Source organism: uncultured Streptococcus sp. (assembly GCF_963528215.1).
Lineage (GTDB): Bacteria > Bacillota > Bacilli > Lactobacillales > Streptococcaceae > Streptococcus.
This window is the reverse complement of the sequence record NZ_CAURVL010000001.1, coordinates 85301-111047: the sequence shown is the minus strand read 5'-3', so window position 1 is coordinate 111047 and position 25747 is coordinate 85301. Positions and strand designations below refer to the sequence as shown.

At 46.9% G+C, this 25747-nt stretch carries 25 protein-coding genes; 23 read left to right on the top strand and 2 right to left on the bottom strand.

Going from position 1 to position 25747, the window contains the following annotated elements; translation table 11 throughout:
* Positions 1-14 precede the first annotated feature (14 nt).
* The 3 genes from RWS24_RS00545 to RWS24_RS00535 are packed head-to-tail and all read left to right on the top strand — an operon-like array spanning position 15 to position 2694.
* Complete coding sequence (locus RWS24_RS00545; protein WP_072073443.1) at positions 15-602, top strand: MptD family putative ECF transporter S component; 588 nt, start codon at positions 15-17, stop codon at positions 600-602.
* A gap of 9 nt (positions 603-611) precedes the next feature.
* Entirely contained in the window at positions 612-1310 is a 699-nt protein-coding gene (locus RWS24_RS00540) for an energy-coupling factor transporter transmembrane component T (protein WP_314364532.1), read from the top strand.
* Positions 1303-2694 carry an ABC transporter ATP-binding protein gene (locus RWS24_RS00535; RefSeq protein ID WP_314364530.1) on the top strand — a complete coding sequence of 464 codons (1392 nt, stop codon included), beginning with the start codon at positions 1303-1305 and terminating at the stop codon, positions 2692-2694. The genes RWS24_RS00540 and RWS24_RS00535 overlap by 8 nt, the downstream gene beginning before the upstream one ends.
* A 174-nt stretch (positions 2695-2868) precedes the next feature.
* Here RWS24_RS00535 and RWS24_RS00530 read toward each other — a convergent pair whose 3' ends face one another.
* Entirely contained in the window at positions 2869-3834 is a 966-nt protein-coding gene (locus RWS24_RS00530; protein ID WP_004188223.1) for a LacI family DNA-binding transcriptional regulator, read from the bottom strand.
* Entirely contained in the window at positions 3815-5269 is a 1455-nt protein-coding gene (locus tag RWS24_RS00525) for a sucrose-6-phosphate hydrolase (RefSeq protein ID WP_314364527.1), read from the bottom strand. The genes RWS24_RS00530 and RWS24_RS00525 overlap by 20 nt, the downstream gene beginning before the upstream one ends.
* 195 nt (positions 5270-5464) lie before the next feature.
* On the opposite strand from RWS24_RS00525, the gene RWS24_RS00520 reads away from it, so the two are divergent.
* The 20 genes from RWS24_RS00520 to RWS24_RS00425 all read left to right on the top strand — a co-directional run bounded on the left by RWS24_RS00520 (position 5465) and on the right by RWS24_RS00425 (position 25698).
* Entirely contained in the window at positions 5465-7429 is a 1965-nt protein-coding gene (locus RWS24_RS00520; RefSeq protein WP_111676414.1) for a sucrose-specific PTS transporter subunit IIBC, read from the top strand.
* 159 nt (positions 7430-7588) lie between these two features.
* Positions 7589-8488: a fructokinase ScrK gene (gene scrK, locus RWS24_RS00515; RefSeq protein ID WP_002925822.1), complete on the top strand. Its 900-nt coding sequence runs from the start codon at positions 7589-7591 to the stop codon at positions 8486-8488.
* A gap of 46 nt (positions 8489-8534) precedes the next feature.
* Complete coding sequence (locus RWS24_RS00510) at positions 8535-8945, top strand: peptide deformylase (protein WP_314364524.1); 411 nt, start codon at positions 8535-8537, stop codon at positions 8943-8945.
* 153 nt (positions 8946-9098) lie between these two features.
* Positions 9099-9557 (top strand): MarR family winged helix-turn-helix transcriptional regulator, encoded by a 459-nt coding sequence (locus tag RWS24_RS00505; RefSeq protein ID WP_314364523.1) that lies wholly within the window; start codon positions 9099-9101, stop codon positions 9555-9557.
* Entirely contained in the window at positions 9550-11316 is a 1767-nt protein-coding gene (locus tag RWS24_RS00500) for an ABC transporter ATP-binding protein (RefSeq protein WP_032908920.1), read from the top strand. The genes RWS24_RS00505 and RWS24_RS00500 overlap by 8 nt, the downstream gene beginning before the upstream one ends.
* A complete protein-coding gene (locus tag RWS24_RS00495; RefSeq protein WP_314364520.1) occupies positions 11306-13063 on the top strand; it encodes an ABC transporter ATP-binding protein in 1758 nt (585 codons plus the stop codon). The genes RWS24_RS00500 and RWS24_RS00495 overlap by 11 nt, the downstream gene beginning before the upstream one ends.
* Before the next feature lie 298 nt (positions 13064-13361).
* Complete coding sequence (locus RWS24_RS00490; protein ID WP_314364518.1) at positions 13362-14720, top strand: cobyrinate a,c-diamide synthase; 1359 nt, start codon at positions 13362-13364, stop codon at positions 14718-14720.
* A gap of 1 nt (position 14721) precedes the next feature.
* Positions 14722-15672, top strand: a complete 951-nt coding sequence (gene cbiB / locus RWS24_RS00485) for an adenosylcobinamide-phosphate synthase CbiB (RefSeq protein ID WP_314364517.1) — start codon at positions 14722-14724, stop codon at positions 15670-15672.
* Positions 15673-15681: 9 nt separating this feature from the next.
* Complete coding sequence (locus RWS24_RS00480) at positions 15682-16380, top strand: cobalt-precorrin-8 methylmutase (protein WP_314364516.1); 699 nt, start codon at positions 15682-15684, stop codon at positions 16378-16380.
* A complete protein-coding gene (locus RWS24_RS00475; protein ID WP_314364515.1) occupies positions 16381-17085 on the top strand; it encodes a cobalt-precorrin-8 methylmutase in 705 nt (234 codons plus the stop codon).
* Complete coding sequence (cbiD, locus tag RWS24_RS00470) at positions 17085-18212, top strand: cobalt-precorrin-5B (C(1))-methyltransferase CbiD (protein WP_072073458.1); 1128 nt, start codon at positions 17085-17087, stop codon at positions 18210-18212. Before RWS24_RS00475 ends, cbiD begins: the two co-directional genes overlap by 1 nt.
* Positions 18203-18835, top strand: a complete 633-nt coding sequence (locus RWS24_RS00465) for a cobalt-precorrin-7 (C(5))-methyltransferase (RefSeq protein ID WP_002919597.1) — start codon at positions 18203-18205, stop codon at positions 18833-18835. The genes cbiD and RWS24_RS00465 overlap by 10 nt, the downstream gene beginning before the upstream one ends.
* Positions 18807-19376 (top strand): decarboxylating cobalt-precorrin-6B (C(15))-methyltransferase, encoded by a 570-nt coding sequence (locus RWS24_RS00460; protein WP_072073459.1) that lies wholly within the window; start codon positions 18807-18809, stop codon positions 19374-19376. Before RWS24_RS00465 ends, RWS24_RS00460 begins: the two co-directional genes overlap by 29 nt.
* Positions 19376-20149 carry a cobalt-precorrin-4 methyltransferase gene (locus RWS24_RS00455; protein ID WP_002919595.1) on the top strand — a complete coding sequence of 258 codons (774 nt, stop codon included), beginning with the start codon at positions 19376-19378 and terminating at the stop codon, positions 20147-20149. Before RWS24_RS00460 ends, RWS24_RS00455 begins: the two co-directional genes overlap by 1 nt.
* Positions 20139-21200, top strand: coding sequence for a cobalt-precorrin 5A hydrolase (cbiG, locus tag RWS24_RS00450; protein WP_176693529.1), 1062 nt, complete (start codon positions 20139-20141; stop codon positions 21198-21200). Before RWS24_RS00455 ends, cbiG begins: the two co-directional genes overlap by 11 nt.
* 76 nt (positions 21201-21276) lie before the next feature.
* Positions 21277-22002: a precorrin-3B C(17)-methyltransferase gene (cobJ, locus tag RWS24_RS00445; RefSeq protein WP_314364510.1), complete on the top strand. Its 726-nt coding sequence runs from the start codon at positions 21277-21279 to the stop codon at positions 22000-22002.
* Positions 21999-22748, top strand: a complete 750-nt coding sequence (gene cobK / locus RWS24_RS00440; protein WP_314364508.1) for a precorrin-6A reductase — start codon at positions 21999-22001, stop codon at positions 22746-22748. The genes cobJ and cobK overlap by 4 nt, the downstream gene beginning before the upstream one ends.
* Before the next feature lie 18 nt (positions 22749-22766).
* Positions 22767-24206, top strand: a complete 1440-nt coding sequence (gene cobA, locus RWS24_RS00435) for a uroporphyrinogen-III C-methyltransferase (protein WP_314364506.1) — start codon at positions 22767-22769, stop codon at positions 24204-24206.
* Positions 24207-24219: 13 nt separating this feature from the next.
* Positions 24220-24987: a sirohydrochlorin cobaltochelatase gene (locus tag RWS24_RS00430; RefSeq protein WP_314364504.1), complete on the top strand. Its 768-nt coding sequence runs from the start codon at positions 24220-24222 to the stop codon at positions 24985-24987.
* Positions 24988-24996: 9 nt separating this feature from the next.
* Positions 24997-25698 (top strand): cobalt-factor II C(20)-methyltransferase, encoded by a 702-nt coding sequence (locus RWS24_RS00425; RefSeq protein WP_002929341.1) that lies wholly within the window; start codon positions 24997-24999, stop codon positions 25696-25698.
* The last annotated feature ends 49 nt before the right edge of the window (positions 25699-25747 follow it).

Below are 25747 nucleotides of genomic sequence, written 5' to 3'. Positions count from 1 at the left end.
CGGAGGTTTTCCTAATGAAACAAGCATCTTTTTCTGTAAAGGATCTGGTCAATGCTGGTCTCTTTTCCTTGCTCATTGTTATCGTGAGCTTTGTATCTGGTATGATTGGTTTTTTACCAATTACTATGCCGATTGTTCCCTTTTTCGGTGCCCTGATGTCCGGTCCGCTTTTCATGCTTTACAGTACCAAGATTCGTCGTTTTGGCATGGTACTGGTCATGGGGTTGGTGTCGGCTCTAGTCTTTGTAGCAACGGGGCACACGATTTTGATTGTGCTGGGAACGGTCCTAGCTGCTCTCTTAGGTGAGTACATCCTGAAGCGCGGTAACTATCGCAGTATCAAGCATGCCCGTTGGGCCTATGTTGCCTATAGTCTTTCTTCCTGTGCTAATCTCCTACCCATCTATTTAACGCGAGATGCCTACATGCAAAAGGTTATCGATCAAGGCTATGGCAAGGAATTTGCAGAGCAGATGTTCAGTGTCTTGCCAGATTGGTCATTCTTTCCGGTTTTGCTCTTAGGTGCCTTGGGTGCTTATCTGGGCTGCACAATTGGCATCAAGATGCTGAAAAAGCATTTCAGTCAATCTGGAATGGCATAGGGTGCGCCGATGAATCTGGATTTTAGAAGCAAAATAGCCATGACAGTGGTGATTTCCTATATCTTGCTGCTGGGAAATCTGCATCATCATTACTTTCCAGTAGTTGTCTTTCTATCTGCTTTGCCTTATCTCTTGCTCTTGCTGGAGAGAAAGTATGTGGAAGCTCTCAAAGGTTTGGTCTTGCTAGGGATTGCTATCCTGATGCAGCTCTTTCTGTTGCACCGGCTGTCTTCTTCAGTTTTAGAAGCTATTTTTCTCTTTATGAGCATGGTGGTCTTGCGGATGGCGCCGGGAGTGATGATGGGGCGCTATAGTCTTTTGACTACCTCTATGAGTGATTTGGTGGCGTCCTTGCAAAGGATGCAGCTGTCTGATAGTCTGATTATTCCGATTTCGGTTATGTTTCGTTTCTTCTACACTGTCAAGGAAGACTATCATCAGGTCAAGGATGCCATGTATCTACATGGATTGACCGGCAAAACCTTTTTCAGCCAGCCAGTCCGAATGATAGAATACCGCTATGTTCCCCTCCTTATGTGTCTGACACGGACGGCAGATGATGTGGCCATTTCAGCCATGACGCGAGGTTTGATTGTTGGCGGTCAGCGTTCTAGCCTGTCCCAGACTAAGCTGCACATACAGGATTATCTATGTCTGAGTCTGATGTTGGCAGTTTTAGCCTTAGATATTTGGAGTCGCTATGCTTGAGTTTAAAGAGTTTACTATTTCTTATGACGGACCAATTTTGGAGGAGGTCAATCTGCGGTTTGAGCCAGGGCAGATAACGGTAATCAGCGGAGCTTCTGGCAGTGGTAAGAGCAGCTTGCTCAAGGCAATCAATGGCATTATTCCGCATTTTCAGCCAGCAGAGCTAATGGGCAGTCTGATTTACAAGGGACAGGAGTTGCAGGAGTTGGATTTGGCTCAGCGCAGCCGTTTCATTTCGACCGTTTTTCAGAATCCCAAGACCCAGTTTTATGCGACCAACTCGACCGATGAGATGGCCTTTGCCTTGGAAAATCGTAATCTGCCGCGCGAGGAAATCTTGGAGCGGATTGATTATTATACGGAACTGTTAGGGATGAAACAGTTACTGGATCGAGATATTTTCACGCTGTCAGGCGGAGAGAAACAGCTCTTAGCCATTACCAGCGTAGCCTGTATGGACAATGCTATCTATATGTTTGATGAGCCGTCCTCCTCTCTGGATCGCGATGCTATTGAGAGACTGAAGGAAGTCCTGCTTAAGCTTAAGTCTCTGGGCAAGACTATTATTATCGCTGAGCATCGGTTATATTACCTGCGGGAGATAATGGATCAGTTTGTTTTGCTAGAGGGGAATCGGGCAACAAGCTACCTGCCAGAGGAGCTGGATGCTGCTTTTATTGACCAGCATCGGCTGCGCAGTCTGAGCAGGATTGAAAAAGCAGACTTGCAAGCATTGGACTATCAGGTCAAACAGATGACAGATAAGAATTTTGACTCGAATCAGGCACTAGTGGCTCAAGACTATCTTTACAGTTATGGCCGAAAGCAGATTTTTGATATGAATCTTTCTCTAAATCAGGGGATTCACTTTATCATCGGGCAAAACGGGGTGGGCAAGAGTACCTTTCTACGCTCGCTTTGTGGTTTAATCAAGTCTTTCAAGGGGCAGACCTTCTTTCATGGGCAGGTTGTCAAGCCTAGCTATGATTGGATTGGTATGGTCATGCAAGATGTCAACTACCAGCTCTTCACTGAGTCGGTCTGGTCGGAAATTTCTATAGTCAGCGATGATGCTACTGCTAAGCAAGCGGCCTTGGCTCAGGCCGGGGTATTGGATAAGAAAGACCGCCATCCTCAGAGTTTGTCGGGTGGTGAAAAGCAACGGCTTCTCTTTGCGATGGCCAAGGTTTCAGATAAGCCTATTGTCATCTTAGATGAGCCAACCAGTGGCCTCTGTCGCCCTCAGATGGATCAGATGATCAAGGACCTACATCAGATGGCCCAAGCAGGCAAACTAGTCATTTTGGTGACACACGACTATGAGCTGATTCATAATTGTGGCGGCCATATTGTCGAATTTGTCAGGACGGTGGGACAGAACTAAACATTGAATATTTGTAGCTTCGTAATCCTTGTTTCTAGGCTCAGATCTAAAAGGTCTTCCATAGCTTTTAAATAGTCCTAGCCTCACGAAGATGATTGAAGTATTAGCTGTGATAATCAAGGATAGATGTTTGATATAATAAAAAAAGCCGATCAGGCTTTTTTTATATCTGTGTTAAACACTCTTACCAGGTAAGAGACTGACTGGCAGGAAATAGCCAGTTGTTTGGACTTCTTGGCCAGCAATTTTTTTGAGGAGCAGGTCTACAGAGAGACGGGCGATATCTTTCAGTGGCTGCTTGATAGTTGCTAGCTGCGGGTAGTAGTTCTCTACAAAGTAGGTGCCGTCGTAGCCAATGATTTTCAAATCTTCAGGAATCTGGATGTCTAGCTCCTGAGCGACTTTCATAATTAAGATGGCTGTCAAATCATCTGAAGCAAAAATAGCATCGGGCTTAGTTTGACTGAGGATTTGCTTGATTTCCATTTCCTTTCGGACGGGAGAAAAATCACTGGAAACATTGATAATCGGTGCGTCCGGCAGGACGGAAGCGAAGCCAGCGTGGCGCAGGCCAGTTGGTGAGTTGGAATTGTCATTGCCAGTAATCATGATGATGTTTTGCGCTCCGGACTTGACTAAGGTCTGAGCTGCCAGCACTCCGCCTCCGTAGTTGTCTGAGGAGACGACAGGGATATCCGGAGAAAGATTGCGGTCAAAGGCAATGATTGGAGCAGTTACGCGATTGTAGTCCTCAATGCCTAGATTGTGGCTGCCAGAAATGATGCCGTCCACCTGATTGGCTTCCAGCATCTCAAGGTATTCACGCTCCTTGTCTGAATCATGCTCACTATTGCAGATGATGGTTTTATAGCCCTGTTTAAAGAGCTCATGCTCCAGCTTACCAATTAATTCTGCGTAAAAGACATTGCTGATATTAGGAAAAATGAGTCCAATTAGCTTGGCTGATTTTCCTTGGAGGCTACGCGCCAGATTGTTAGGCTTGTAAGCCAACTCTCGCATGGCTGCCTCAACCTTGGAAATCGTTTTGTCGGATAAGTAGCCTTTTCTGTTGATGACGCGGGAAACAGTTGTGGGGCTGACTCCTGCTAGTTTTGCTACATCAGTTAGCTTTGCGACCATAATCTAATTCATAGTAAGTACCGGTTGGATTGCCTTTGGTAATGGCAATGCCTGTCTGGTCTTCTCTCGGGAAGACACGACCGGAAAATACTTTCTCTCCTTTATTGATGAAAATTTCAAAAATCGATTTATCGATGAAGATAGTAGCACTTGTGGCTTCTTTGTCAATATTGCAGCTTCGGCTGGTTCCAAAGTCCAGAGCAAATGGTTCACCCGCTTGACTGCGGTCAACGGTCACTTGACCTGACTTGAGGTCGAAGTTGATGCAAAGTCCCTTGCCATCCTTGTCCGCAAAGAGGATGATTTCGTGTTCGGTATCCGCAGCGAGATTCAACTCTAGTTCGTAGCTGTTCTTGCTTTCTGCTAAAGCAGTGAAAGGCTGTTCCTCTGTTCGCAAGTCCTTGATAGCAGGCACTGGGTATTGATAGAGTTTTCCGTCTTTCAGACTTAATTCCTTGACGAGAGAGAAGGCACCTTGATGGTCGAAGCGGTCAGATGGGTATTCCACATCGGGCAAACCAAGCCAGCTGACAGCGAGTGCACGACCGTCAGGCGCGTTAAAAGCTTGGGTCGCGTAGCAGTCGAAGCCATAGTCCAGATTTTGGATAGGGCTAGGATTAATCAAAGTAGCGTTATTTGTGTCAAACGATTGACCTATTTTATACATGTTTGGATAAATGTTGCCATAATCTAGTACATCCTTAGACAAGCCTTGAGGGCAATAGAGCAGGATTGGCTGGTCGTTGATAAAGACTAGATTAGGACACTCCATCATATAGGCTGTCTTGTCATTGGCGAAGTCCAAATCGCCAACGACTTCCCAGTTGGTATAGTCATTATCAACAGCCTTGTAAAGCTTGACATAGCCTTGTTTGTCTAGATTTTGCCCACCAACAATGGCATAGAACTGCCCTTTGTAATTGAAAATCTGGGGATCGCGGAAGTGGTCAGTCGCTTCAGCAGGTTGTTCAATCAAGACCTTGTCAATTTTTTCGAGCTTGCCTGATTTATCTAACAAGGCACCGATTTGATAAGGATGACGTACCCAGTTCTCATCACGAACATTACCAGTATAGAAGAGAAAGAGCTTGTCGTCAAACTGCATGGCAGAGCCAGAGTAGGCACCGTGGCTGTCCAGAGGAGTATCTGGCAGCACCCGAAGACCAGTTTCCGTGAAGTGGACTAGGTCGTCACTTTCCATCTGGACCCAGCACTTGAGACCGTGAGCTGCTCCGAAAGGAAAGTTTTGGTAGAAAACCACCCACTTGCCGTCAAAATAAGAAAAGCCATTGGGATCATTGAGCAGACCCGTCTGAGGCTCCACATGGTAGTTAGCCCGCCAAGGAGATTTAGCGATGTTTTCTTTGATCTGTTGTAGCTCTTCCTGAGTCCAGTCTTCATAGCGTTTGTAGCGTTTTTCAGTAGTCCAAGCCAATCTTTTGTCCTCCGAATCATATTATTTCTTATTACTATAGTAAACGTTTTCCGACGAAAAATCAACATTTAACAGTAAAAAAATATTTTTTCTGCAAAACGCTTGACATATTTTTGAATCATGGTAAAATAATATTCGTAAAGGCGATAAAATCGCTTTCAAAAGTTAAAAATATTTATAAGGAGATTTTTGCAAATGAATAATACTGAAATTGCAAAAAAAGTCATCGAAGCCCTTGGCGGACGCGAGAATGTCAACAGTGTGGCTCACTGTGCGACTCGCTTGCGCGTGATGGTTAAAGATGAAAGTAAAATCGACAAAAATACTGTCGAAAATCTGGAAAAAGTGCAGGGTGCCTTCTTTAACTCCGGCCAGTACCAGATTATCTTTGGTACCGGTACGGTTAATAAAATCTATGACGAAGTTGTAGCCTTAGGATTGCCAACTTCATCAAAAGATGACATGAAAGCAGAAGCTGCTAAGCAAGGGAATTGGTTCCAACGCGCCATCCGTACATTTGGTGACGTATTTGTACCAATCATTCCAGTTATCGTAGCAACAGGTCTCTTCATGGGTGTGCGTGGACTCTTGAACGCTCTTGGGATGACACTTCCAGATGATGTGAAGACCTATACAGAAATCCTTACGGATACAGCCTTCATTATCTTGCCAGGTTTGGTTGTTTGGTCAACCTTCCGTGTATTTGGTGGAAATCCAGCTGTTGGTATCGTCCTTGGTATGATGCTGGTGTCTGGCTCGCTTCCAAATGCTTGGGCAGTAGCATCAGGTGGCGAAGTGACTGCCATGAAATTCTTTGGCTTCATCCCAGTTGTTGGTTTGCAAGGTTCTGTTCTTCCAGCCTTCATTATCGGGGTTGTTGGAGCTAAGTTTGAAAAAGCTCTCCGCAAGGTTGTGCCAGATGTCTTGGATCTATTGGTGACACCATTCGTTACACTTTTGGTAATGTCTATCCTTGGACTTTTCGTCATCGGACCAGTATTCCACGTTGTTGAAAACTACATTTTGTTTGGAACAAAAGCAATCCTTGCTTTACCGTTTGGTTTAGGTGGTTTGGTGATTGGTGGAGTTCACCAATTGATTGTCGTATCAGGTGTTCACCATATCTTCAACTTGCTTGAAATTCAGTTACTCGCTACTGATAAGGTGAATCCATTTAATGCGATTATCACTGCTGCTATGACAGCCCAAGGTGCAGCGACTGTAGCTGTTGCGTTCAAAACGAAAAATCCTAAGTTAAAAGCCCTTGCTTTCCCAGCTGCTCTTTCTGCCTTCCTTGGTATTACAGAGCCAGCTATCTTCGGGGTTAACTTGCGTTACCGCAAACCCTTCTTCCTTTCATTGATTGCTGGTGCAATTGGTGGTGGCTTGGCATCTCTCCTTGGACTTGCTGGTACTGGTAATGGTATCACTATCATTCCAGGTACAATGCTTTATATCGGTAATGGACAACTCTTCCAATATCTCTTCATGGTAGCTGTATCATTTGCTCTTGGATTTGCATTGACTTATATGTTTGGTTTTGAAGATGAGAAAGATGAGTGGCAAGATAAAATGACAGATGTTTTATCAAAAGCTTCAATCCCTAGCGTTGCTTTGAGAGTTGCTCTTGATAAAAAAGATGAAAAAGCTGAAACTGAAACACAGGTCGAAGAAGAAACAACTGGTAATGTGCCAGCTGCCCTCCAAGACGAAACAATTATTTCTCCAATTGTTGGTCAGGCAGTAGCTTTGAGCGATGTTGATGATCCTGTTTTCTCTAGCGGAGCGATGGGACGAGGAATTGCTATCAAACCTAGCGAAGGTGTGGTTTATGCTCCGGCTGATGCAGAAGTTACGATTGCATTCGCGACTGGCCATGCTTATGGTTTGAAGACAGCCAATGGTGCTGAAATTCTGATTCACGTCGGAATCGACACAGTATCTATGGGCGGCGAAGGCTTTGACCAAAAGGTTGCTCAAGGTGACAAGGTCAAAGCTGGCGATGTTCTGGGAACATTTGAAGCTGAGAAAATTGCAGCCGCTGGTCTGGATGATACGACTATGGTCATCGTTACAAACACAGCTGACTACGCTTCTGTGACTCCAGTAGCAGAAGGAGCTCTTGCTAAAGGCGACGCAGTTATCGAAGTGAAAGCCTAATGGAATTTAGAAAACGAACAAATCAGCTTTTGTTCGTTTTTTATGTCATAAGTACAGTCTTGTTGAAAAAGATTTAAAAAGACTATTTTTGGCAAGAAGTCTGCAAGAGATATGCTATAATGAATAGAGTAAAAATCAAATGTTAAAAGAGGATTTATAATGACAAAATTGTATGGAAGTTTGGAAGCGGGCGGCACTAAGTTTGTCTGTGCTGTAGGCGATGAACGGTTTGAAGTTGTTGAAAAGACACAGTTTCCAACGACCACGCCTATTGAAACGCTAGACAAGACGATTGAGTTCTTTTCTCGTTTTGACAATCTAGCTGGTCTAGCTGTTGGATCTTTCGGGCCGATTGATATTGATCCCAACTCAAAGACTTACGGCTTTATTACGACTACTCCTAAGCCGCACTGGGCTAATGTGGACATTGTTGGCGCTCTGCGCCGTGCTCTCAATGTGCCTATTTACTTTACGACGGATGTCAATAGCTCAGCTTACGGTGAAGTGGTAGCCCGCAACAATGCTGGCGGTCGTATTGAAAATCTGGTTTATTATACGATTGGGACAGGAATCGGTGCTGGTGCTATCCAGCGAGGTGAGTTTGTCGGCGGAACAGGTCATCCGGAAATGGGGCATTATTATGTAGCTAAGCACCCTATGGATGCGGAAAAAGAGTTCAATGGTGTTTGTCCTTTCCACAATGGCTGTTTGGAAGGATTGGCGGCTGGACCAAGCTTAGAGGCGCGGACCGGAGTTCGTGGGGAAAATATTAAACTCAATAGTTCTGTCTGGGATATTCAAGCTTACTATATCGCTCAGGCGGCTATTCAGGCGACAGTGACTTTCCGTCCAGATGTCATCGTCTTTGGTGGCGGTGTTATGGCTCAGCAGCACATGCTGGATCGGGTTCGTGAGAAATTCACAGTTCTCCTGAATGGCTATTTGCCAGTTCCCGATGTTCGTGACTATATCGTGACACCAGCTGTGGCTGGAAATGGCTCCGCAACGCTGGGCAACTTTGTACTGGCTAAAGAAGTTAGTGAGCGCCACGCAAAATAAGTTTATAGGGTCTGATTTATCAGGCCCTTCTCTATGAGGAAAAGTAATGGAAAAAGCAATTGTCAAAGATATTTTCTTCCTACAGCAGCCATCAGAGCAGGCTAGCAGAGAAGACCTTTATCTGGCTCAAGATTTGCAGGATACTCTGCAGGACAATAGAGAAAACTGTCTAGGACTCGCAGCCAATATGATTGGCGTCCGTAAGCGAGTCATTATCTTTCTATATGGTTTGGTGCCGGTAGTCATGTTTAATCCGGTGCTGCGCTCTAAGTCAGGCCCTTATCAGACAGAAGAGAGCTGCCTGTCCTTGGTTGGAAGCCGTCCTACCCAACGTTATCAGGAAATCACAATTGATTATCTGGATAAACATTGGCAGCAGCAGACCATGACCTTGAAAGGCCTGCCTGCCCAAATCTGCCAGCATGAATTGGATCATTTGGAAGGAATCTTGATTTAAGGAAGTAATTCAGCCTGGGAAAGGCTGAATTTTTTTATCGAAAAAATAGTTCTCATAGAAACTTTTTTCTTGACATCTTTCTTCTATGTGGTAAAATGGTTCTCATGAAAACTAATTAGTTCTCACGAGAACCAATCTAGGAAGGAAGTTTTGATGGAAAAGCCTTTATTAGAAATGAAGCGTTTTGGACGAAAGATTCACCTCATAGTGGAAAAGCTTGCTAAGGAGCACGGGATTGAGTCCATGGCTGGGCCACAGGGGCAAGTCTTGCATATTGTCGCCTGTCGTACGGAAGAGGGGAAGGATACTCTTATCAAGGATATTGAGCAGAAGTTGGATATTTCCAAATCTGTGGCTTCTAACTTAATGAAAAGGATGGAGAAGAATGGCTTTATCCAGCTGGAAACGAGCAAGACAGACAAGCGGGCTAAATATATCCGACTCACTCCGCAGTCGCGGGAAAGAATGAAAAAAATCCGTGACTTTTTTGATGAAATGAACCGTTCTATTTTGAATGGTGTTTCTGAGCAGGAACTGCTGATTTTTTCTCAAGTCATGGCCAAGTTTTATCAGAATATCGAAAGTTTAGAAAATGGAGGAAAAGATGTTTAAGTTATTTAAACGGCTGACGGCAAGGGAAGTGAGCATGATTGTTCTCAGTGTGCTCTTCACCTTCCTGACGGTATATTTGGAATTAGAAGTTCCGACCTATATTTCGACGATTACAGAGCTATTGCAAACGCCGGGGACTGGTTTGGCGGATCTGTGGGAGCCAGGTCTGAAAATGATCGGCCTGTCTTTTGCTAGCTTGCTGTCAGCTATTGTGGTTGGCTTTTTTGCCGCTCGTATAGCAGCCAGCTTTACCCAGAGCTTGCGGAGCGATATTTTCAACCGTGTGCTAGACTATTCGCAGACGGAGATTAAGAAATTTTCGATTCCTAGTTTGCTAACTCGGACAACGAATGACATTACCCAGGTACAGACCTTAATTACCATGGGACTGCAGGTAGTGACCAGGGGACCGATTATGGCGATTTGGGCCATGACTAAGATTATCGGTAAGTCTGAGAACTGGCTGACAGCTGTTCTCATTGCCGTTCTTGTTAATATCCTGCTGACAGTAGTTTTGGTTACACTGGCCTTTCCCAAGCAGTCAGTGGCGCAGCGCTTGGTCGATAAGCTAAACAGTGTCACTAGAGAGAGTCTGACTGGGATTCGCGTGGTCCGGGCTTATAATGCTGAGGATTATCAGGATGAGAAATTTGCGGCAGCTAATGATGAAGTAACTCGGCTCAATCTTTTTATCGGTCGTCTGATGGCCATGATGAACCCAGTTATGATGGGGATTTCCAGCGGTTTGACACTGGCTATTTACTGGATTGGTGCTTATTTGATTCAGGAGGCTGGACTGCAGGAGCGTCTCCCACTCTTCAGTGATATGGTCGTCTTTATGTCCTATGCTATGCAGATTGTGATTGGATTCTTGCTCATGGGGGCACTCTTCATCGTCCTTCCTCGGACCATTGTATCGGCTGGCCGGATTAATGAAGTACTGGATCTGCATTCTTCTATCACCAGTCCAGAACATCCTAAGGCAGCAGCAGATAGTAAGGGCGAGGTGGTCTTTCGAGATGTGTCCTTCCGCTATTCCAAGAATTCAGAAGCAGTCATTGAGCATGTCAGCTTTACAACTCAGGCTGGTGATACCGTGGCCTTTATCGGTTCAACCGGTTCAGGGAAATCCACTCTTGTCAATCTCATCCCTCGTTTCTACGATGTGACTGAAGGAGAGATTCTGGTAGATGGTGTCAATGTTCAAGATTACCAGTTGGAAGACTTGCATAATAAGGTCGGCTACATCCCGCAAAAGGCTGTGCTTTTCTCTGGTGATATTGAGAGCAATCTGGACTTCGGTCAAAGCAAAGAAAGCCCGCTGGATGAGCAGAAAATGTGGGAGGCTCTTGACCTAGCACAGGCTAAGCCCTTTGTCCAAGAGAAGGAAAAGGGGCTGAAAGCTGAAGTGGCTCAAAGCGGAACCAACTTCTCTGGTGGCCAGCGTCAGCGTTTGGCCATTGCCAGAGCCTTGGCTCGTAAGCCAGAAATCCTCATCTTTGATGATTCCTTCTCAGCCCTAGACTATAAGACAGACCGCATTTTGCGCAAGGAACTGGCTGAGCGGACGCAGGATATGACCAAGCTGATCGTAGCACAGCGGATTTCTACCATCATGGATGCGGATCAAATCTTGGTCTTGGATGCTGGTAAGGTAGTCGGTCAAGGTACTCACCGAGAACTTTTGGCCAGCAACGAAGTCTATCAAGAAATTGCTTACTCACAACTATCCAAGGAGGAATTAGAAAATGGAAAATAAGAAGCCTTCATTATTTAGCCAGATAAGGCCTTATCTCAAAGGCTTCCAGCTTCCTCTTGCTTTGGCATTTGTGGGAGCTGTCTTGTCAAACATTATTACGGTCTATGGGCCAAATAAATTAAAAGAAATTACCAACCTCATCTCTGATGGTCTGGCTACTAGCATTGATTTAAAAGCTGTGTCTCAGATTGCCCTTCTGCTGACCGTGCTCTATGCAGTCGGAGCCCTGCTCAACTATGGTCAGTCCTTTATCATCAGTACGGTTATCCAGTATTTCTCCAAGCGGCTGCGGACGGCCATTGCAGAGAAGATAAACAAGCTGCCGTTGGGCTATTTTGACGGTCATTCTCAGGGGGATACTCTGTCGCGCGTGACCAATGACGTGGATACGGTCGGCCAATCCCTCAACCAGAGTCTGGGGAATGTTATCTCTGCCAGCTTGCTCTTGGTGGCTGTGGTCTTGACCATGTTCTTCATGAACTGGATCTTGGCCTTGGTAACCATCTTGGCTACTGTAGTCGGCTTTGTCTTTGTCGGCCTCATCATGGGCAAGTCTCAGGGCTATTTCACCGCCCAGCAAAACGATCTGGCGGCTGTCAACGGTTATGTAGAGGAAATGTACTCCGGTCATAATGTCGTTACCAGCTATAATGCTATTGAGCAGTCTAAGGAGCGCTTTGCAGTTCTCAATCACAATCTCTATAACAGTATTTGGAAGTCTCAATTTATCTCTGGCATGATGATGCCGCTCATGTTCTTTACGGGGAATTTTGCTTATGTGCTGGTTATTTTGGTCGGTGCTGCTCTGGCGATTAACGGCTCTATTAGCATCGGAATTATCGTCGCCTTTATGGTTTATGTGCGGACCTTCTCTCAGCCATTGTCACAGATTGCCCAAGGTATCACTGTCTTGCAGCAGGCTGGTGCAGCACTGGTTCGTGTCCTTGAATTTCTGGCTGAGCCTGAGATGGAAGACGACCAGCATAAAGAGCAGCAGCTTGCTGCTGTCAAGGGAGATGTTGCCTTTGAAGATGTCTTCTTTGGCTACAAGCCAGACCAGACGATTATTCATGATTTCTCAGCCCAGGCCAAAGCCGGACAGAAGATTGCCATTGTCGGCCCAACGGGTGCTGGTAAGACGACCATCGTTAATCTCCTTATGAAGTTCTATGAAATTGACAAGGGGCGTATCAGCATTGATGGTATAGATATTAAGGATATGAAGCGCTCTGAGGTTCACGATGCCTTTTCAATGGTCTTGCAGGAGACCTGGCTCTTTGAGGGGACGATTCGGGAGAATTTGATTTATAATCAGGAGCATGTGACAGATGAAGCAGTTGTTGCTGCAGCGAAGGCGGTCGGTGTTCATCACTTTATCATGACTCTGCCGCAGGGCTATGATACAGTGTTGGATGATACGGTTAACTTATCGGTCGGTCAGAAGCAGCTATTGACAATCGCTCGTGCTCTGCTGAAAGATGCGCCGCTCTTGATCTTGGATGAGGCAACTTCGTCAGTCGATACGCGGACGGAGGAGCTGATTCAAAAGGCTATGGACAAACTCATGGAGGGCCGGACTTCCTTTGTCATTGCCCACCGCCTGTCCACTATCCGTAATGCGGATCTTATCTTGGTCATGCGCGATGGAAATATCATCGAGCAGGGCAACCATGATGAACTCATGGAGCAGAATGGCTTCTATGCGGACCTCTATAATAGTCAGTTTGTAGAGGAAGATGCAGGTTGACGCTCAAATAAAACATCAGGAATGTTCCTTTTCCTGATGTTTTTTTAAATTTAACAGAATTGTAAAAAATGCTCAATTTTCAGTGGAGACGCTCTAGAATCTTGACTTTTTTCGCAGATGCTCTATTAAAAACTTGACAGCTTTTACGCTTTATATTAAAATAAATTTAATATAAGAACTGGAAGCGAACACAACGGGGTGTTTGCTCTATATATAAGTGAGCAACGGTGCTACAAAAAAATAAAAATTCCTTATTTTTTTGTAGTACTTTTTTTATCAGCGAATCTGGAGTAAAGCGATGAAGCAATTTATGCTAGCTGGTGTTTCCAGCGGTGTCGGAAAGACCACAGTTACCCTAGGGATTTTGAAAGCTCTGGCAGACAGAGGTTATCAGGTCCAGCCTTATAAGGTAGGACCTGATTATATTGATACAGCTTATCATAGTCGGATTACCAAGCGGCCTTCACGGAATGTGGATAGCTTTATGATACCGGACGATCAGAGTCTGGCTTGGTCCTACTACAAATGGCATGGAGACGCAGATGTGGCAGTAGTCGAAGGGGTCATGGGGCTCTTTGATGGCCTGGGAACGGACAAGGACTGTGCGTCTTCTGCTTCTGTTGCTAAGAAGTTGAGCATTCCGGTTGTCTTGATTATTGATGGGAAGGCGACATCCACCTCAGCGGCTGCTATGGTTCATGGTTTTGCGACTTTTGATCTGGATTTGGATATTGCTGGAGTCATTATCAATCGGGTGGCTTCACAGACTCACTTTGAACTTATCAAGGGCGCCATTGAGCGCTACACGGATGTGGAAGTGTTGGGCTATCTGCCTAAGAATGCAACAGCAGAGCTGCCATCTCGCCATCTAGGGCTAATCCCTGACGTAGAATTGGATGATTTGGATCGTCGATTTGAGGAGTTAGGAGCGGCAGCAGCCAAGTATATAAATCTAGATAGATTGCTGGAAAAGGCAGAACTTCCCGATAAGCAGATGGCCAATCCTTTTCATATTCGAAACGATCAGCCCTTGACTTTGGCTTATGCTTTGGATGATGCTTTTCACTTTTACTACGAAGATAATCTAGACTTTCTAAGAGAGCTCAATGTCCAGCTAGTGCCTTTCAGCCCTCTGAAAGATAAGGAACTGCCAGCTGCAGATGCTTATTATTTTGGCGGCGGTTTTCCAGAAGTCTATGCTCAGGAGCTGATGGCAAATGCTGACTTTCGGGCTTCGGTTAAGAAAGCTCACGAGCAGGGCCGGCCAATCTACGCAGAATGCGGAGGCCTCATGTATCTGGGAGAGCTGCTGGAAGTAGAGGGGCAGGTCTATGAAATGGTCGGTATTTTCAAGGGCAAGAGCCTGATGACCCCTGGCCTGAAAAGCTTTGGTTATTGCCAAGCAGAAACGCAGGTAGACAGTCTTTTTGGTCCTAAAGGTACGGCAGTCAGAGGACATGAGTTTCACCATTCAGTCTTTGAGACGGAGGAAGATACGGTCCTCAAGCTAGAGAAGGTCAGAGACGGTCAGGTCGTAGCTGCCTGGACAGGCGGTTATCAAAAGGGCCGGACCTTTGCTAGCTACCTGCATGTTCATTTTTATCAGGACGAGCAGCTGCTGGCCAACTGGCTGAATTATATCAAAGAGGCGAACTGATATGACACTCATTGCAATTTTTTTGGCCGTCTTACTGGACTGGCTGATTGGCGACCCCTATAGTTGGCCTCATCCAGTCAAGTGGATGGGTTTCTATATTTATCTATGTATGCGCTTGCAGGAGAAAAGGCATTTTTCGCCCCATCTATTTGGCTTTTTCCTCTGGCTGACAACGGTTGGTTTGGCTCTGGTAGTGACCTACGGGCTGCTCTGGCTGGCCGGTCTGGTTCATCCTGTCCTCTACTGGATCGTCTGGATCTATCTGGCCTATGCCAGTCTGGCGACTAAGAGTCTAGCCTTTGAAGCCCAGAAGGTTTACCAAACCCTCAAGTTTGGTACTTTGGAAGAAGCTAGAAAGCAAGTTGGCATGATTGTCGGCCGTGAAACTTCTCAGCTGACGCCAGAGGAAATCAGCAAGGCGACGATTGAGACGGTGGCTGAAAATACCAGTGACGGGGTCGTCGGACCCCTGCTCTGCCTCTTTCTAGGCGGTCCCATCCTAGCTATGACGTATAAGGCCGTCAACACCTTGGACTCTATGGTAGGCTATAAAACGGAGAAATACCGCAAAATCGGTCTCATATCTGCCAAGATGGATGATCTGGCCAATCTGATTCCTGCGCGTTTGACTTGGCTTTTCTTGATTCTCAGCAGTCAGATTTTACTGCTGGATGTCAAAGGAGCCCTGCGGATTGGCTGGCGGGATCGCTACCAGCATGCTAGTCCCAACAGTGCTTTTTCAGAGGCAGTTGTGGCTGGGGCTTTGGGGATTCAGCTGGGCGGACCGCATGTCTATCACGGAGAGCTGATTGAGAAGCCGACTATTGGAGAGGCTTCCAGATCGGTTGAGGCAGATGATATTCAGACGGCTATCTCTCTCCTTTATACAAGTACCATGACAGGTTTAATCTTGTTCACTCTTTTTTATTTAGTAAAGCAAGCATATTTCTAGGAGTATACTATGACATATATCCAAAATCCTTCCTCTATCGAGGAAAAGAGTTTTCAAATTATTCAGTCTATGATTACTGAAAAAGACCCTGATTATGTCTTCCATTCGGAAATGGAAGAATCCATTATCAAGAGGGCTATCCATACGACGGGAGATTTCGATTATCTCTACACCATGCGCTTTGAGCATGATGTCCTTAAAAAAATAGAAGAAGTAATCAGAGCTAAGGGGACTATCCTGCTGGACTCCAATATCTCTCTCAATGGGATTAACAAGCGCGTACTGGACCAGCTGGATGTGAGCTATCGCTGTTTGATAAGCGATGAAGAAGTGGTTGCGCTGGCCAAGGAAAAGCAGATTACCAGAGCTATGGCAGCTGTTGAGATAGCAGCTAAGATTGAAGGTCCTAAAGTATTTGCTTTCGGGGGTGCTCCTACGGCTCTGTCTTATTTGATTGAGCTGGCAGAGCAGGGACTGGTAGAAGCAGATGCAGTGATTGGGGTTCCAGTCGGCTTTATCAATGTCGAAGAGTCAAAAGAAGAACTGCTTCAGTCAGGTCTTCCGGCCATTGTCAATCTCGGCAGAAAAGGCGGCAGCACCATTGTAGTAGCCATTATCAATGCCATTATCTACCAGCTGAGAGAAGTGGTGACGGATGACTATGTCCGCTACTCTACACCATCCAGTAAAGAAGGAGGAAAGAACTAGATGTCCTATCTAAAAGCAGCGCACAAGATTGAAGAAGCTAGTTTCAGCAAGATTCAGGAAATTATTGACCAAGAGCATCCGGATATTCATTTTTCAGATCCTTTTGAAGAGGCAGTGCTCAAGCGGGTGGTCTTTACCAGTGCAGACTTTGACTACCTCTACAATATCAAGTTTTCCAATCAGGTGATTGAGAAAATTCTCTATGTCCTCCGAAACAAGGGCACCATTTTTACGGATACGACCATGGTCTTGGGCGGCTTTAATAAAAAACTGCTGGATGACCTAGGTGTTGCCTATCGCTGTCTGGTCAATGAGCCAGCAATCTTTAAGGAAGCTAAGGAAAAAGGAATTACTCGCTCCATGGCCGCTGTAGAATATGCAGCTAAAGTGGACGGTCCAAAGCTCTTTGTCTTTGGGAATGCTCCAACTTCTATCTTTAAGGTTTTGGATATGGTTGAAGAGGGAAGCTTGCAGCCGGATGCGGTTGTCGGAGTTCCGGTGGGCTTTGTCGGAGCGGCAGAATCCAAGCTCAAACTGCATGAAAGTTCTGTGCCTTCTATCGCAGCTCTTGGCCAAAAGGGTGGTAGTACCATTGCGGCAGCAGTCATCAATGCCATTCTCTACCAGCTCAAGCTCGGCACTACAGACTATGAGCGTTATAGTGTTTCAGATAAAAAGCAGGCTCCGGAGAAAGGAGAGGGCTGATGATGGATGAATACGCTTATGTCAATGGAAAGAAATTAAGAAAAGGTTTTACAACTGGTACTTGCGCGACAGCAGCGACTGTTGCAGCCTTGAGCATGATCTTAAATCAGGAAAGAGAAGAAAAGGTTACTGTTCATACGGCTTCAGGTGTGGAAGTGACCATGGATGTTCACAATCCTTCCTTTGGACCAGAAGAAGCGACAGCAGCCATTGAAAAAGATGGTGGTGATGACGCGGATGCGACGCACGGCCTCTTGATTTATTCGACCGTGACCCTTCTGCCAGATCAGACGGAAATCGAGATTGACGGTGGTCAGGGCGTCGGGCGTGTAACCGAGAAAGGACTGGCCTGCGATGTCGGCATGGCAGCCATCAATCCGACTCCTAGACGGATGATTGAGCAACATGTCCGTGAGATTATCGGTCCCAACTGTGGAGCACGGGTTATCATTTCCGTTCCTGGCGGTGAAGAAACGGCCAAGCTGACCTACAATTCCAGATTAGGCATTGTCGGCGGCATTTCAATCTTGGGAACGACAGGGATTGTCAATCCTATGTCCGAGGATAGCTGGAAGGCATCCATCACGATTGAGTTAACCATGCTCTACAATCAAGGACATCGTTCAGTCGTCTTGGTGCCAGGGAATTACGGTGAAGACTTTGCGACTAACAGCATCGGTATTCCAGCCGGGCGCATCGTTAATATGAGTAACTTTGTCGGTCACGTCCTCAAAGAAGTCCAGCGCATCGGCTTTACCAAGGTTTTGATGATTGGCCACATGGGCAAGTTTGTCAAAGTGGCGGCTGGAATTTTCTCTACCCACAGTAAGGACTCGGATGCCCGTATGGAAACGCTGGTGGCTAATCTAGCCTTGATGGGGGCGCCCATGGAGCTGCTGGAAAAGGTTGACAAGTGCTTGACGACCGAGGCGGCTGGTACAGCCATTAAAGAATTTTCTTATGAGGGTGTCTATCAGGTCTTGGCGGATAAGATCAAGGCTAGAAGTGAGCGCCTGCTCCGCTATCGTAAGCCAGAAGTCAGTATTGAAGTGGTCGTCTTTGGGACTGAGGAAGGCTATTTGGCATCAACCCAGCCTTTAGAGCAGATAAAGGAGGAATGGATATGATTTATGTTATCGGAATTGGTCCGGGAGATCCGAGCTATGGTCTTCTGGGACAGGAAGCCTATTTTGAGAAGGCAGACCGTATTTTGGGCAGTGAACGCCATCTGGAAATTTTGCCGCCGGCTTATAAGGATAAGGGCTTGGTTCCTCCTAAAAAATTAGCCGCGCTGGCAGAATTGCTGGAGAGTTTTGGTGAGGATGAAGAAATTCTATATCTGGCCTCAGGCGATCCGCTGATTTACGGCTTGGGTAAGTGGCTGTCAGAGAAGTTCAAAGGGCGCGTGGTCATTTCACCGGGTATCAGCGCTATGCAGTATTTGGCAAGCAGGATTGCTCTGCCTATGAATGATGCTTATCTGACCAGCAGCCATGCTAAGGCGCCTAACTTTGACTTGATTATGAGTCTGTCAAAAGTCTTTATGGTGACCGATCAGAAAGTTGGCCCCTACGAGATTGCTCAAGAGGCTGTTAAAAGAGGCTTGGATAAAGTATTAGTTATCGGCGAGCAGCTGAGTTATGAAGATGAGCGCATTACTATTCTGCCTGCGAATGAGGTAGAAGACAGAGAATATGAAATGAATGTGGTGGTGGTATTAGATGAGGGATTCGGAATTTATCAGGGCTAAAGTCCCTATGACTAAGGAAGAAGTCAGAGCCATCAGTTTGGATAAGTTGGAGCTGCATCGGGCCAAGCGCATGCTGGATGTCGGCTCTGGCACTGGCAGTGTCACGATTCAGGCAGCCCGAACCTATCCAGAACTGGAAGTGGTGGCAGTGGAGCGAAATGAAGACGCGGTGGCCTTGACGCAGGAGAATATCCAGCACTTTGGCTGCCACAATGTCCGTCTCTATCAAGGACTGGCTCCGATTGAGCTGGAAGGCAGCTTTGATGCCATTTTTGTCGGAGGGACTGGGGGCAATATGCAGGAGATTTTCGACTGGTGTGCCGAACTCATGGAGCCGGGAGGTCGGCTGGTCTTGAACTTTATCCTGCTGGAAAACGCTCTGGAAGCGGCTCAAATAGCGGAGCAGATGGACTGGGAGGATCTAGAGATTGTCTCGGTTCAGGCTAGCCGCTGGACAGCTATAGGCAAGGGGCACTACTTCAAGCCTCAGAATCCGACTATTATCGTTTCCTGCAAGAAAAAAGAAAGAGAGGCTAATTGATGTCCAAAGTACATTTTGTTGGAGCTGGCCCAGGTGATGTGGAGCTGATTACGCTCAAAGGTTACAAGCAGCTGTCTGAGGCTGATGTGGTCATTTATGCAGGCTCCTTGGTCAATCCAGACCTGCTCAACTACTGTAAGGAAGGAGCTGAGATTCACGACAGCGCCAGCATGCACTTGATGGAAATCATCGATGTCATGGAAGCTGGAGTCAAGGCTGGTAAAGATGTAGTCCGCCTGCAGACGGGAGATTTCTCCATTTATGGCTCCATTCGAGAGCAGATCGAAGAGATGAAGAAGCGGGGCATTGAGTTTGACTGTACGCCGGGCGTCAGCTCTTTTCTGGGAGCTGCTTCCAGTATCGGGGCAGAGTATACCGTGCCAGAGGTTTCTCAAAGCCTCATCATCACTCGGATGGCTGGCCGGACGCCTGTGCCAGATCGGGAATCCCTGAAAAGCTATGCACAGCACCGGACCTCTATGGCCATCTTCCTGTCCGTTCAAGGCATCGAAAAGGTTGTCAGCGAGCTGATCGAGGGTGGCTATCCTCCAGAAACGCCTGTGGCTGTCATTTACAAGGCGACTTGGCCGGATGAAAAGAAGGTCTTTGGCGATTTGACTAACATTGCTGAGAAAGTCAAGGAAGCTAAGATTAGAAAGACAGCTTTGATTTTGGTCGGTGACTTTTTAGGTCAGGAATTCTACTATTCTAAGCTCTACCATGCGGATTTTCAGCATGAGTTCAGACGGGGGAAGAGCAGCCATGCCAAGTAATTCTCAAGCCCGCTACGCAATCGCGACAGTGACAGCAGTCGGCAAGGACTTGGCACTAACTCTGCGAGAAAAGCTAGGCAAGGAAATCCCTATCTATACGACACCTCGATTGGCAGATGATAGAGTCATTGCCATCGAAGGACGAGTGATTGAGGCGCTTGGTCAGCTCTTTCAGGAAGTGGATGTCCTCATTTGTATCATGGCTATCGGGGCAGTTGTGCGAGCTATTGCACCAGTCTTGAAAGACAAGGCGACTGACCCAGCTGTGGTAGTCATGGATGAGAAAGCGACCAATGTCATCAGCCTGCTGAGCGGACATCTAGGCGGAGCCAATCAAGTGACGCTAGACATCGCAGAATTGCTCGGTTCCAATCCTGTTATCACGACAGCGACAGATGTGCAGAATGTAACAGCTCTGGACAATCTGGCCCAATCAGTCAATGGCTGGCGGCCGGAATTGAGGGAGTTCATCAAACCTTTCAACAGCTATCTAGGCAGCGGCCGAACAGTCTATTTCTATCAGGAAAAGGACTGGGTCACTGACCTTCGCGGTCTGACTCTGGTGGATGAGGAAGAACTTGCGGCTGTTCTCAAGGGAACGGAACCGCTGATTCTCCTGACTACAGAAAAAAAGGACATTCAAAGAGACAATCTGGCTCTCATCTATCCTCAACCCTATATCTTAGGAGTTGGTGCGAGAAAGGATGTTGCTCCTGCTGTCTTCCGAGAAGGCTTTGAGGAATTTTGTCAGCAGCAGGGCATTTCTGCCAGTGAGATTTCCAAAATCGTCAGCATTGATGTCAAGAAGGACGAAGCAGCTATTCTAGCCTTGGCTGAGGAATTGGGCTGTCCCTTTGAGACCTTTAGCAAGGAGGAGCTGTCTGTCGTAGCAGACCGCTATCCTCAGTCAGAATTTGTCAAAAAGACAGTCGGAGTCGGCAGTGTCGCCTTGGCCAGCGCAGATTTGGCCAGTCAGGGTCAAGTCCTGACAGAGCGCTTTGCCAAGAACGGCTGTACCTATGCGCTTGCAAAAGCAATAACCAAAAAGTAAATCAAAAAGAGCAGACGGTCTTATGAACCAACTGCCCTTATAAAATTTTATCATACCCATAAAGGAGAAAAAATATATGTTATACGTTATCGGATTAGGCCCAGGTAAAGAAGAATTGATGTCACAAGAAGCATTGGCTGCTATAGCTGATTGTGAAATTATCGTCGGCTACTCAACTTATATGCGGTTGATTCTTGATTTAGTCAAGGACAAGGAGCTCGTAGCGAATGGTATGCGCCAGGAAATCGACCGTTGTCAAAAGGCTATTGATTTAGCTAGAGAGACTGGCAAAAATGTCGGAGTTGTTTCCAGTGGAGATGCCGGAGTCTATGGAATGGCTGGCTTGATTTTAGAATTGCTGGGAGATGCCAGTGATGTAGAAGTTAAAGTGGTTCCAGGTATTACAGCTAGTCTGGGTGCCGCTGCAGCTATGGGAGCTCCTCTTATGAATGACTTCTGTCACATCAGTCTGAGTGACTTGATGACTCCTTGGGAAATGATTGAGAAGCGTCTGCATGCCGCAGCTCAAGGTGACTTTGTTGTCTGCCTTTACAACCCTCGGAGTAAGGGACGTCCAGACCATCTGGCAAAAGCACTTTCTATCATGTCTGAGTACAAGGCAGAGGATACGATCGTCGGTATCGGTAAGGACATTGGCCGTAAGGATGAGGGAATCATCTTGACGACCATCAAAGACTTGGATGAAACTTTGGTAGATATGACGACAATCGTTATCGTAGGTAACAAAGAAACTTATGTTAAAAACGGACGCATGATCACACCTCGAGGATATACTTTATGATGAAATTACTGCTGGGAGGGACATCCGACAGCACCGCTATTTTAGAAGTGCTTGACCGCTTGAAAATCAATGTGACCAGCTCTGTTGTCACAGACTACGGCCGGCACTTGGCTTCCAAATTCGGCCAGCCGGTCATTCAGGGCCGGCTGACAGCCGAGGACATGGTTGCCTTTATCAAAGAGAATGATGTGGATGAAATCATTGATGCAACCCATCCTTTTGCGGACATTGTGTCCAAGGAAGCCATTCGGGCGGCAGAGATGGCCGGTGTATCTTACCTGCGCTTTGAGCGTCAGGCGACCTTGGATTTGAGCGGAGCCATCGTGGTGCATTCGACCCAAGAAGCCATTGATGAGATTGCCAAGCGCGGCTACAAGACAGTCTATCTGGGAACGGGCAGTAAGACCCTGCCGCTCTTTGTCAAGGGACTGCCAGAGCAGCGGATTGTCGTTCGCGTTCTGCCGACTTCAGAGGTGCTTCTGGCCTGCGAAAGTCTGGGACTGGTAGCAGATCAGATTGATGCGATCAAAGCTCCATTTTCCAAAGAGTGTAATAAAGAGCTCTTACTGCGTTCCGGAGCAGATGTCTTTGTTTCCAAGGAGAGCGGGACCGTCGGTGGTATTCGTGAAAAGATTGATGGCTGTCAAGAGCTGGGGATGGACTGCATTATCATCTCTCGGCCAATTGTGGCCTATCCGCAGATGGTTTCTAGCTTAGAAGAGTTAGAGGCTTATCTGACAAAATAGCTAATAAAAGGAGAAAAAATGTCCGGTTTAGTAACATTACTGGGAGCAGGCCCTGGCGATGCGGAGTTGCTGACCCTCAAAGGAAAGAGACGGCTTCAAGAAGCAGATGTCTTGGTCTTTGACCGCTTGGTCAATCAGGAGCTCTTTCAGCATCTAAAGTCTGACTGCGAAAAGATAGATGTCGGCAAAAAGCCAGGTCAGCCCTGCATCCGACAGGAAGAAATTGAAAAGATTCTCATCGAAAAGGCCCGTCAGGGTAAGCGGGTAGTCCGCCTCAAGAGCGGTGATCCCTATATCTTTGGCCGAGGCGGAGAAGAAGGAGTCAAGCTGGTGGAAGCTGGCGTGGACTTTGAAGTGGTGCCAGGTATCACCTCTGCTGTGGCTGGTCTGACCTATGCAGGGATTCCTATGACTTATCGGGATGTAGCGACTAGCTTCCATGTCTTTACAGCCCATCTCAAGGATGAGACAGAAATGCTCAACTGGGAAGCAATTTCTGAGCTCAAAGGAACCTTGGTCTTCCTCATGGGCATGAAAAATCTGCCTACCATCGTTCAAGAGCTGACAGCTAGAGGCTATGGCAAGGACAAGCTAGCCGCCATTGTTGAATGGGGAACCCATCCTCAGCAGCGCTCAGTGGACGGAACCTTGGGTAACATAGTAGAACTAGCAGAAGCTGAGGACTTTAAGGCGCCGAGTATCATCGTAGTAGGTGATGTCGTGGCCTATAGACAGCAGCTAAATTTCCATGAGAATCTGCCGCTTTTCGGCCGGAAAATCCTCATCCAGCAGTCAGAGACTGGCAGACTTCCTCGCTTGCTCAAGGATGCTGGAGCTGCGCTGACCACTTTCCCAGCTCGAGATTTGGTTGAAGAGTTAGACTTGCAACTACCGGATTTAGAGCAGGTAGATGGTCTCCTCTTTGCAGACATGCAGAGCTGGCCGCTCTTCTTGAAAGCCCTCCGCAAGGCAGGCAGAGACTTGCGCAGTCTGCCGCACATCCGCTTTGCAGCGATTGGTCATCATACGGCTAAGTCTATCGAAGCGAGCGGTATTGTGCTGGATCGGATGACGCCTCAGCAGTCGGATGCGGATTTTGCAGCTGCTCTTGAAAAAGAAGGCGGCAACTGGTATATTCTGACAGCTGAGCATAAGAAAGCCAGTCTGGCAGAACTCTATTCGCTGCCGATTATTGCTAGTCACAGGCTGGCCTTTGACAGTCAGATTAGCAGTGACAATTGGTCCGAGATTGAAGTGGTCTGTCTTCCGAACTCTGCTGCGGCTATGAACTTTGTAGCAGCCAGTCAGGAAGCTGGATTTGACTGGAAAGATGTCCCTATCGTTGTCATGGGTGCTAGTACGCGAGCTGTTTTAGAGGAAGCAGGCTTTAGCAAGATTGTTGAGACAGATGAAGCGACGATTGCTTCCATCATTGATAAATGTCGGGAAATTCTCTGAAAGGAGGTAAATCATGAGTAAAGCTATAGTAGTTGTCAGTTTCGGAACAACCTATCCCGAGACCAGACGCAAAACAATCGAGGCTTGTGAGCAGGCTATTCAGGAACATTTTCCAGACTATCCGGTCCACCGAGCTTTTACTTCCAATGTCGTTAGACGGCGGATTAAGAAGCAGGAAGGGCTAGATATTCCTACGGTCAAAGAGGTTTTGGAGCAGCTCTTGGAAGAGGGGACTGAAGAGGTCTATATCCAGCCTCTCCATGTCATTTTGGGCAGCGAGTATGAAAAGATTATCGCCCAAGCCAAAGAGTTTGAATCTGTTTTTAAAAAGCTGGTCGTTGCCAAGCCTCTGCTCAACAGTCAGGAAGACTATGAGGCTGTCAAGGATATTCTGCTGGAACGGTATGGCCATGAAGGTCAGGATGCAGCAACCGTTCTGATGGGGCACGGCAGTCAGCATTATGCCTTTACAGCTTATGCAGCCTTAGATCATATGATGAAGGGAAGCTCAGTCTATATCGGTTGTGTAGAAAGCTATCCTCCGGTTGAGCTGATTGCCCAGGAACTAAAAGAAAAGGGTGTTCGAGAAGTTCATTTAGCACCCTTCATGCTGGTAGCAGGCGACCATGCGACCAATGATATGAGCTCGGATGAGGAAGGGTCTTGGTATCACTTCTTCAAGGAGCGGGGATATGAGGTTAAGGCCCATCTGGTTGGTCTGGGCGAATACCCTGAGGTTCAGCAGCTCTACATCCAGCATTTAGAAGAAATCATCGAATAGGAGGAAGGAATGGCAAAATTTTACGGAATTGGTGTGGGACCGGGTGATAGCGAGCTAGTGACTATCAAGGCAAGTCGGCTTTTGGAAGACTTAGATATTCTCTATACACCGGAAGCTAAGAAGGGAAGCAAGAGCTTTGCATTAGGCATTGCAGAACCCTACCTGAAAGAGCATCTGGAAATCAAGCAGCGGCATTTCCCTATGGTTCGTTCCAATTCGACCAAAGAAGTCCAGTGGCAGGCCATCTCTGCTGAAATCGCAGAGGATGTCAAGTCTGGCAAGAATGTCGGCTTTATCACACTGGGAGATCCCATGGTCTACAGCACTTATAGCTATCTGCTGGCCCTGCTGGAAAAGGAAATCGACTGTCAGACCATCCCTGGTATCACCTCTTTCTGCAGCATGGCTTCTGAGCTAGGTCAGCCCCTGACCATGGATGAGGAGTCGCTGGCGGTCATGCCGGCTACGGCTTCTGCTGAGAAGATCGAGGCGGCGCTTGAGCTGCATGACTCGATTGTGCTGATGAAGGTGGCCAATCACCTAGATACTGTCCTGCCCCTGCTCGAAAAGCTCGGTCTCTTGCAGCAGACTTTTATGGTTAGCAATTCTTCGACGGATAAGCAGCAGACTCTGCTGGGCCTTGAAGGAATCACACCAGAAACCAAGCTGCCTTATTTTACTACCCTCCTCGTGAAAAAGAAGATTTTTTAATATCAGAGCCCATGTTCAGGGATAGATATTTATCCTTTTGAGCTTAGGT

Excerpts from the sequence above, each read along its gene's own strand:
- scrK (WP_002925822.1), top strand. The coding sequence starts at position 7,589 with ATGACAAAATTGTATGGAAGTTTGGAAGCGGGCGGCACTAAGTTTGTC.
- cobA (WP_314364506.1), top strand. The coding sequence starts at position 22,767 with ATGTCCGGTTTAGTAACATTACTGGGAGCAGGCCCTGGCGATGCGGAG.
- RWS24_RS00430 (WP_314364504.1), top strand. The coding sequence starts at position 24,220 with ATGAGTAAAGCTATAGTAGTTGTCAGTTTCGGAACAACCTATCCCGAG.
- RWS24_RS00460 (WP_072073459.1), top strand. The coding sequence starts at position 18,807 with ATGAGGGATTCGGAATTTATCAGGGCTAAAGTCCCTATGACTAAGGAA.
- RWS24_RS00545 (WP_072073443.1), top strand. The coding sequence starts at position 15 with ATGAAACAAGCATCTTTTTCTGTAAAGGATCTGGTCAATGCTGGTCTC.
- RWS24_RS00535 (WP_314364530.1), top strand. The coding sequence starts at position 1,303 with ATGCTTGAGTTTAAAGAGTTTACTATTTCTTATGACGGACCAATTTTG.
- RWS24_RS00530 (WP_004188223.1), bottom strand. The coding sequence starts at position 3,834 with ATGGTCGCAAAGCTAACTGATGTAGCAAAACTAGCAGGAGTCAGCCCC.
- RWS24_RS00490 (WP_314364518.1), top strand. The coding sequence starts at position 13,362 with ATGAAGCAATTTATGCTAGCTGGTGTTTCCAGCGGTGTCGGAAAGACC.
- cbiG (WP_176693529.1), top strand. The coding sequence starts at position 20,139 with ATGCCAAGTAATTCTCAAGCCCGCTACGCAATCGCGACAGTGACAGCA.
- cbiD (WP_072073458.1), top strand. The coding sequence starts at position 17,085 with ATGATGGATGAATACGCTTATGTCAATGGAAAGAAATTAAGAAAAGGT.
- RWS24_RS00510 (WP_314364524.1), top strand. The coding sequence starts at position 8,535 with ATGGAAAAAGCAATTGTCAAAGATATTTTCTTCCTACAGCAGCCATCA.
- RWS24_RS00495 (WP_314364520.1), top strand. The coding sequence starts at position 11,306 with ATGGAAAATAAGAAGCCTTCATTATTTAGCCAGATAAGGCCTTATCTC.
- cobK (WP_314364508.1), top strand. The coding sequence starts at position 21,999 with ATGATGAAATTACTGCTGGGAGGGACATCCGACAGCACCGCTATTTTA.
- RWS24_RS00540 (WP_314364532.1), top strand. The coding sequence starts at position 612 with ATGAATCTGGATTTTAGAAGCAAAATAGCCATGACAGTGGTGATTTCC.
- RWS24_RS00480 (WP_314364516.1), top strand. The coding sequence starts at position 15,682 with ATGACATATATCCAAAATCCTTCCTCTATCGAGGAAAAGAGTTTTCAA.
- RWS24_RS00455 (WP_002919595.1), top strand. The coding sequence starts at position 19,376 with ATGTCCAAAGTACATTTTGTTGGAGCTGGCCCAGGTGATGTGGAGCTG.
- RWS24_RS00500 (WP_032908920.1), top strand. The coding sequence starts at position 9,550 with ATGTTTAAGTTATTTAAACGGCTGACGGCAAGGGAAGTGAGCATGATT.
- cobJ (WP_314364510.1), top strand. The coding sequence starts at position 21,277 with ATGTTATACGTTATCGGATTAGGCCCAGGTAAAGAAGAATTGATGTCA.
- RWS24_RS00520 (WP_111676414.1), top strand. The coding sequence starts at position 5,465 with ATGAATAATACTGAAATTGCAAAAAAAGTCATCGAAGCCCTTGGCGGA.
- RWS24_RS00425 (WP_002929341.1), top strand. The coding sequence starts at position 24,997 with ATGGCAAAATTTTACGGAATTGGTGTGGGACCGGGTGATAGCGAGCTA.
- RWS24_RS00475 (WP_314364515.1), top strand. The coding sequence starts at position 16,381 with ATGTCCTATCTAAAAGCAGCGCACAAGATTGAAGAAGCTAGTTTCAGC.
- RWS24_RS00465 (WP_002919597.1), top strand. The coding sequence starts at position 18,203 with ATGGATATGATTTATGTTATCGGAATTGGTCCGGGAGATCCGAGCTAT.
- RWS24_RS00505 (WP_314364523.1), top strand. The coding sequence starts at position 9,099 with ATGGAAAAGCCTTTATTAGAAATGAAGCGTTTTGGACGAAAGATTCAC.
- cbiB (WP_314364517.1), top strand. The coding sequence starts at position 14,722 with ATGACACTCATTGCAATTTTTTTGGCCGTCTTACTGGACTGGCTGATT.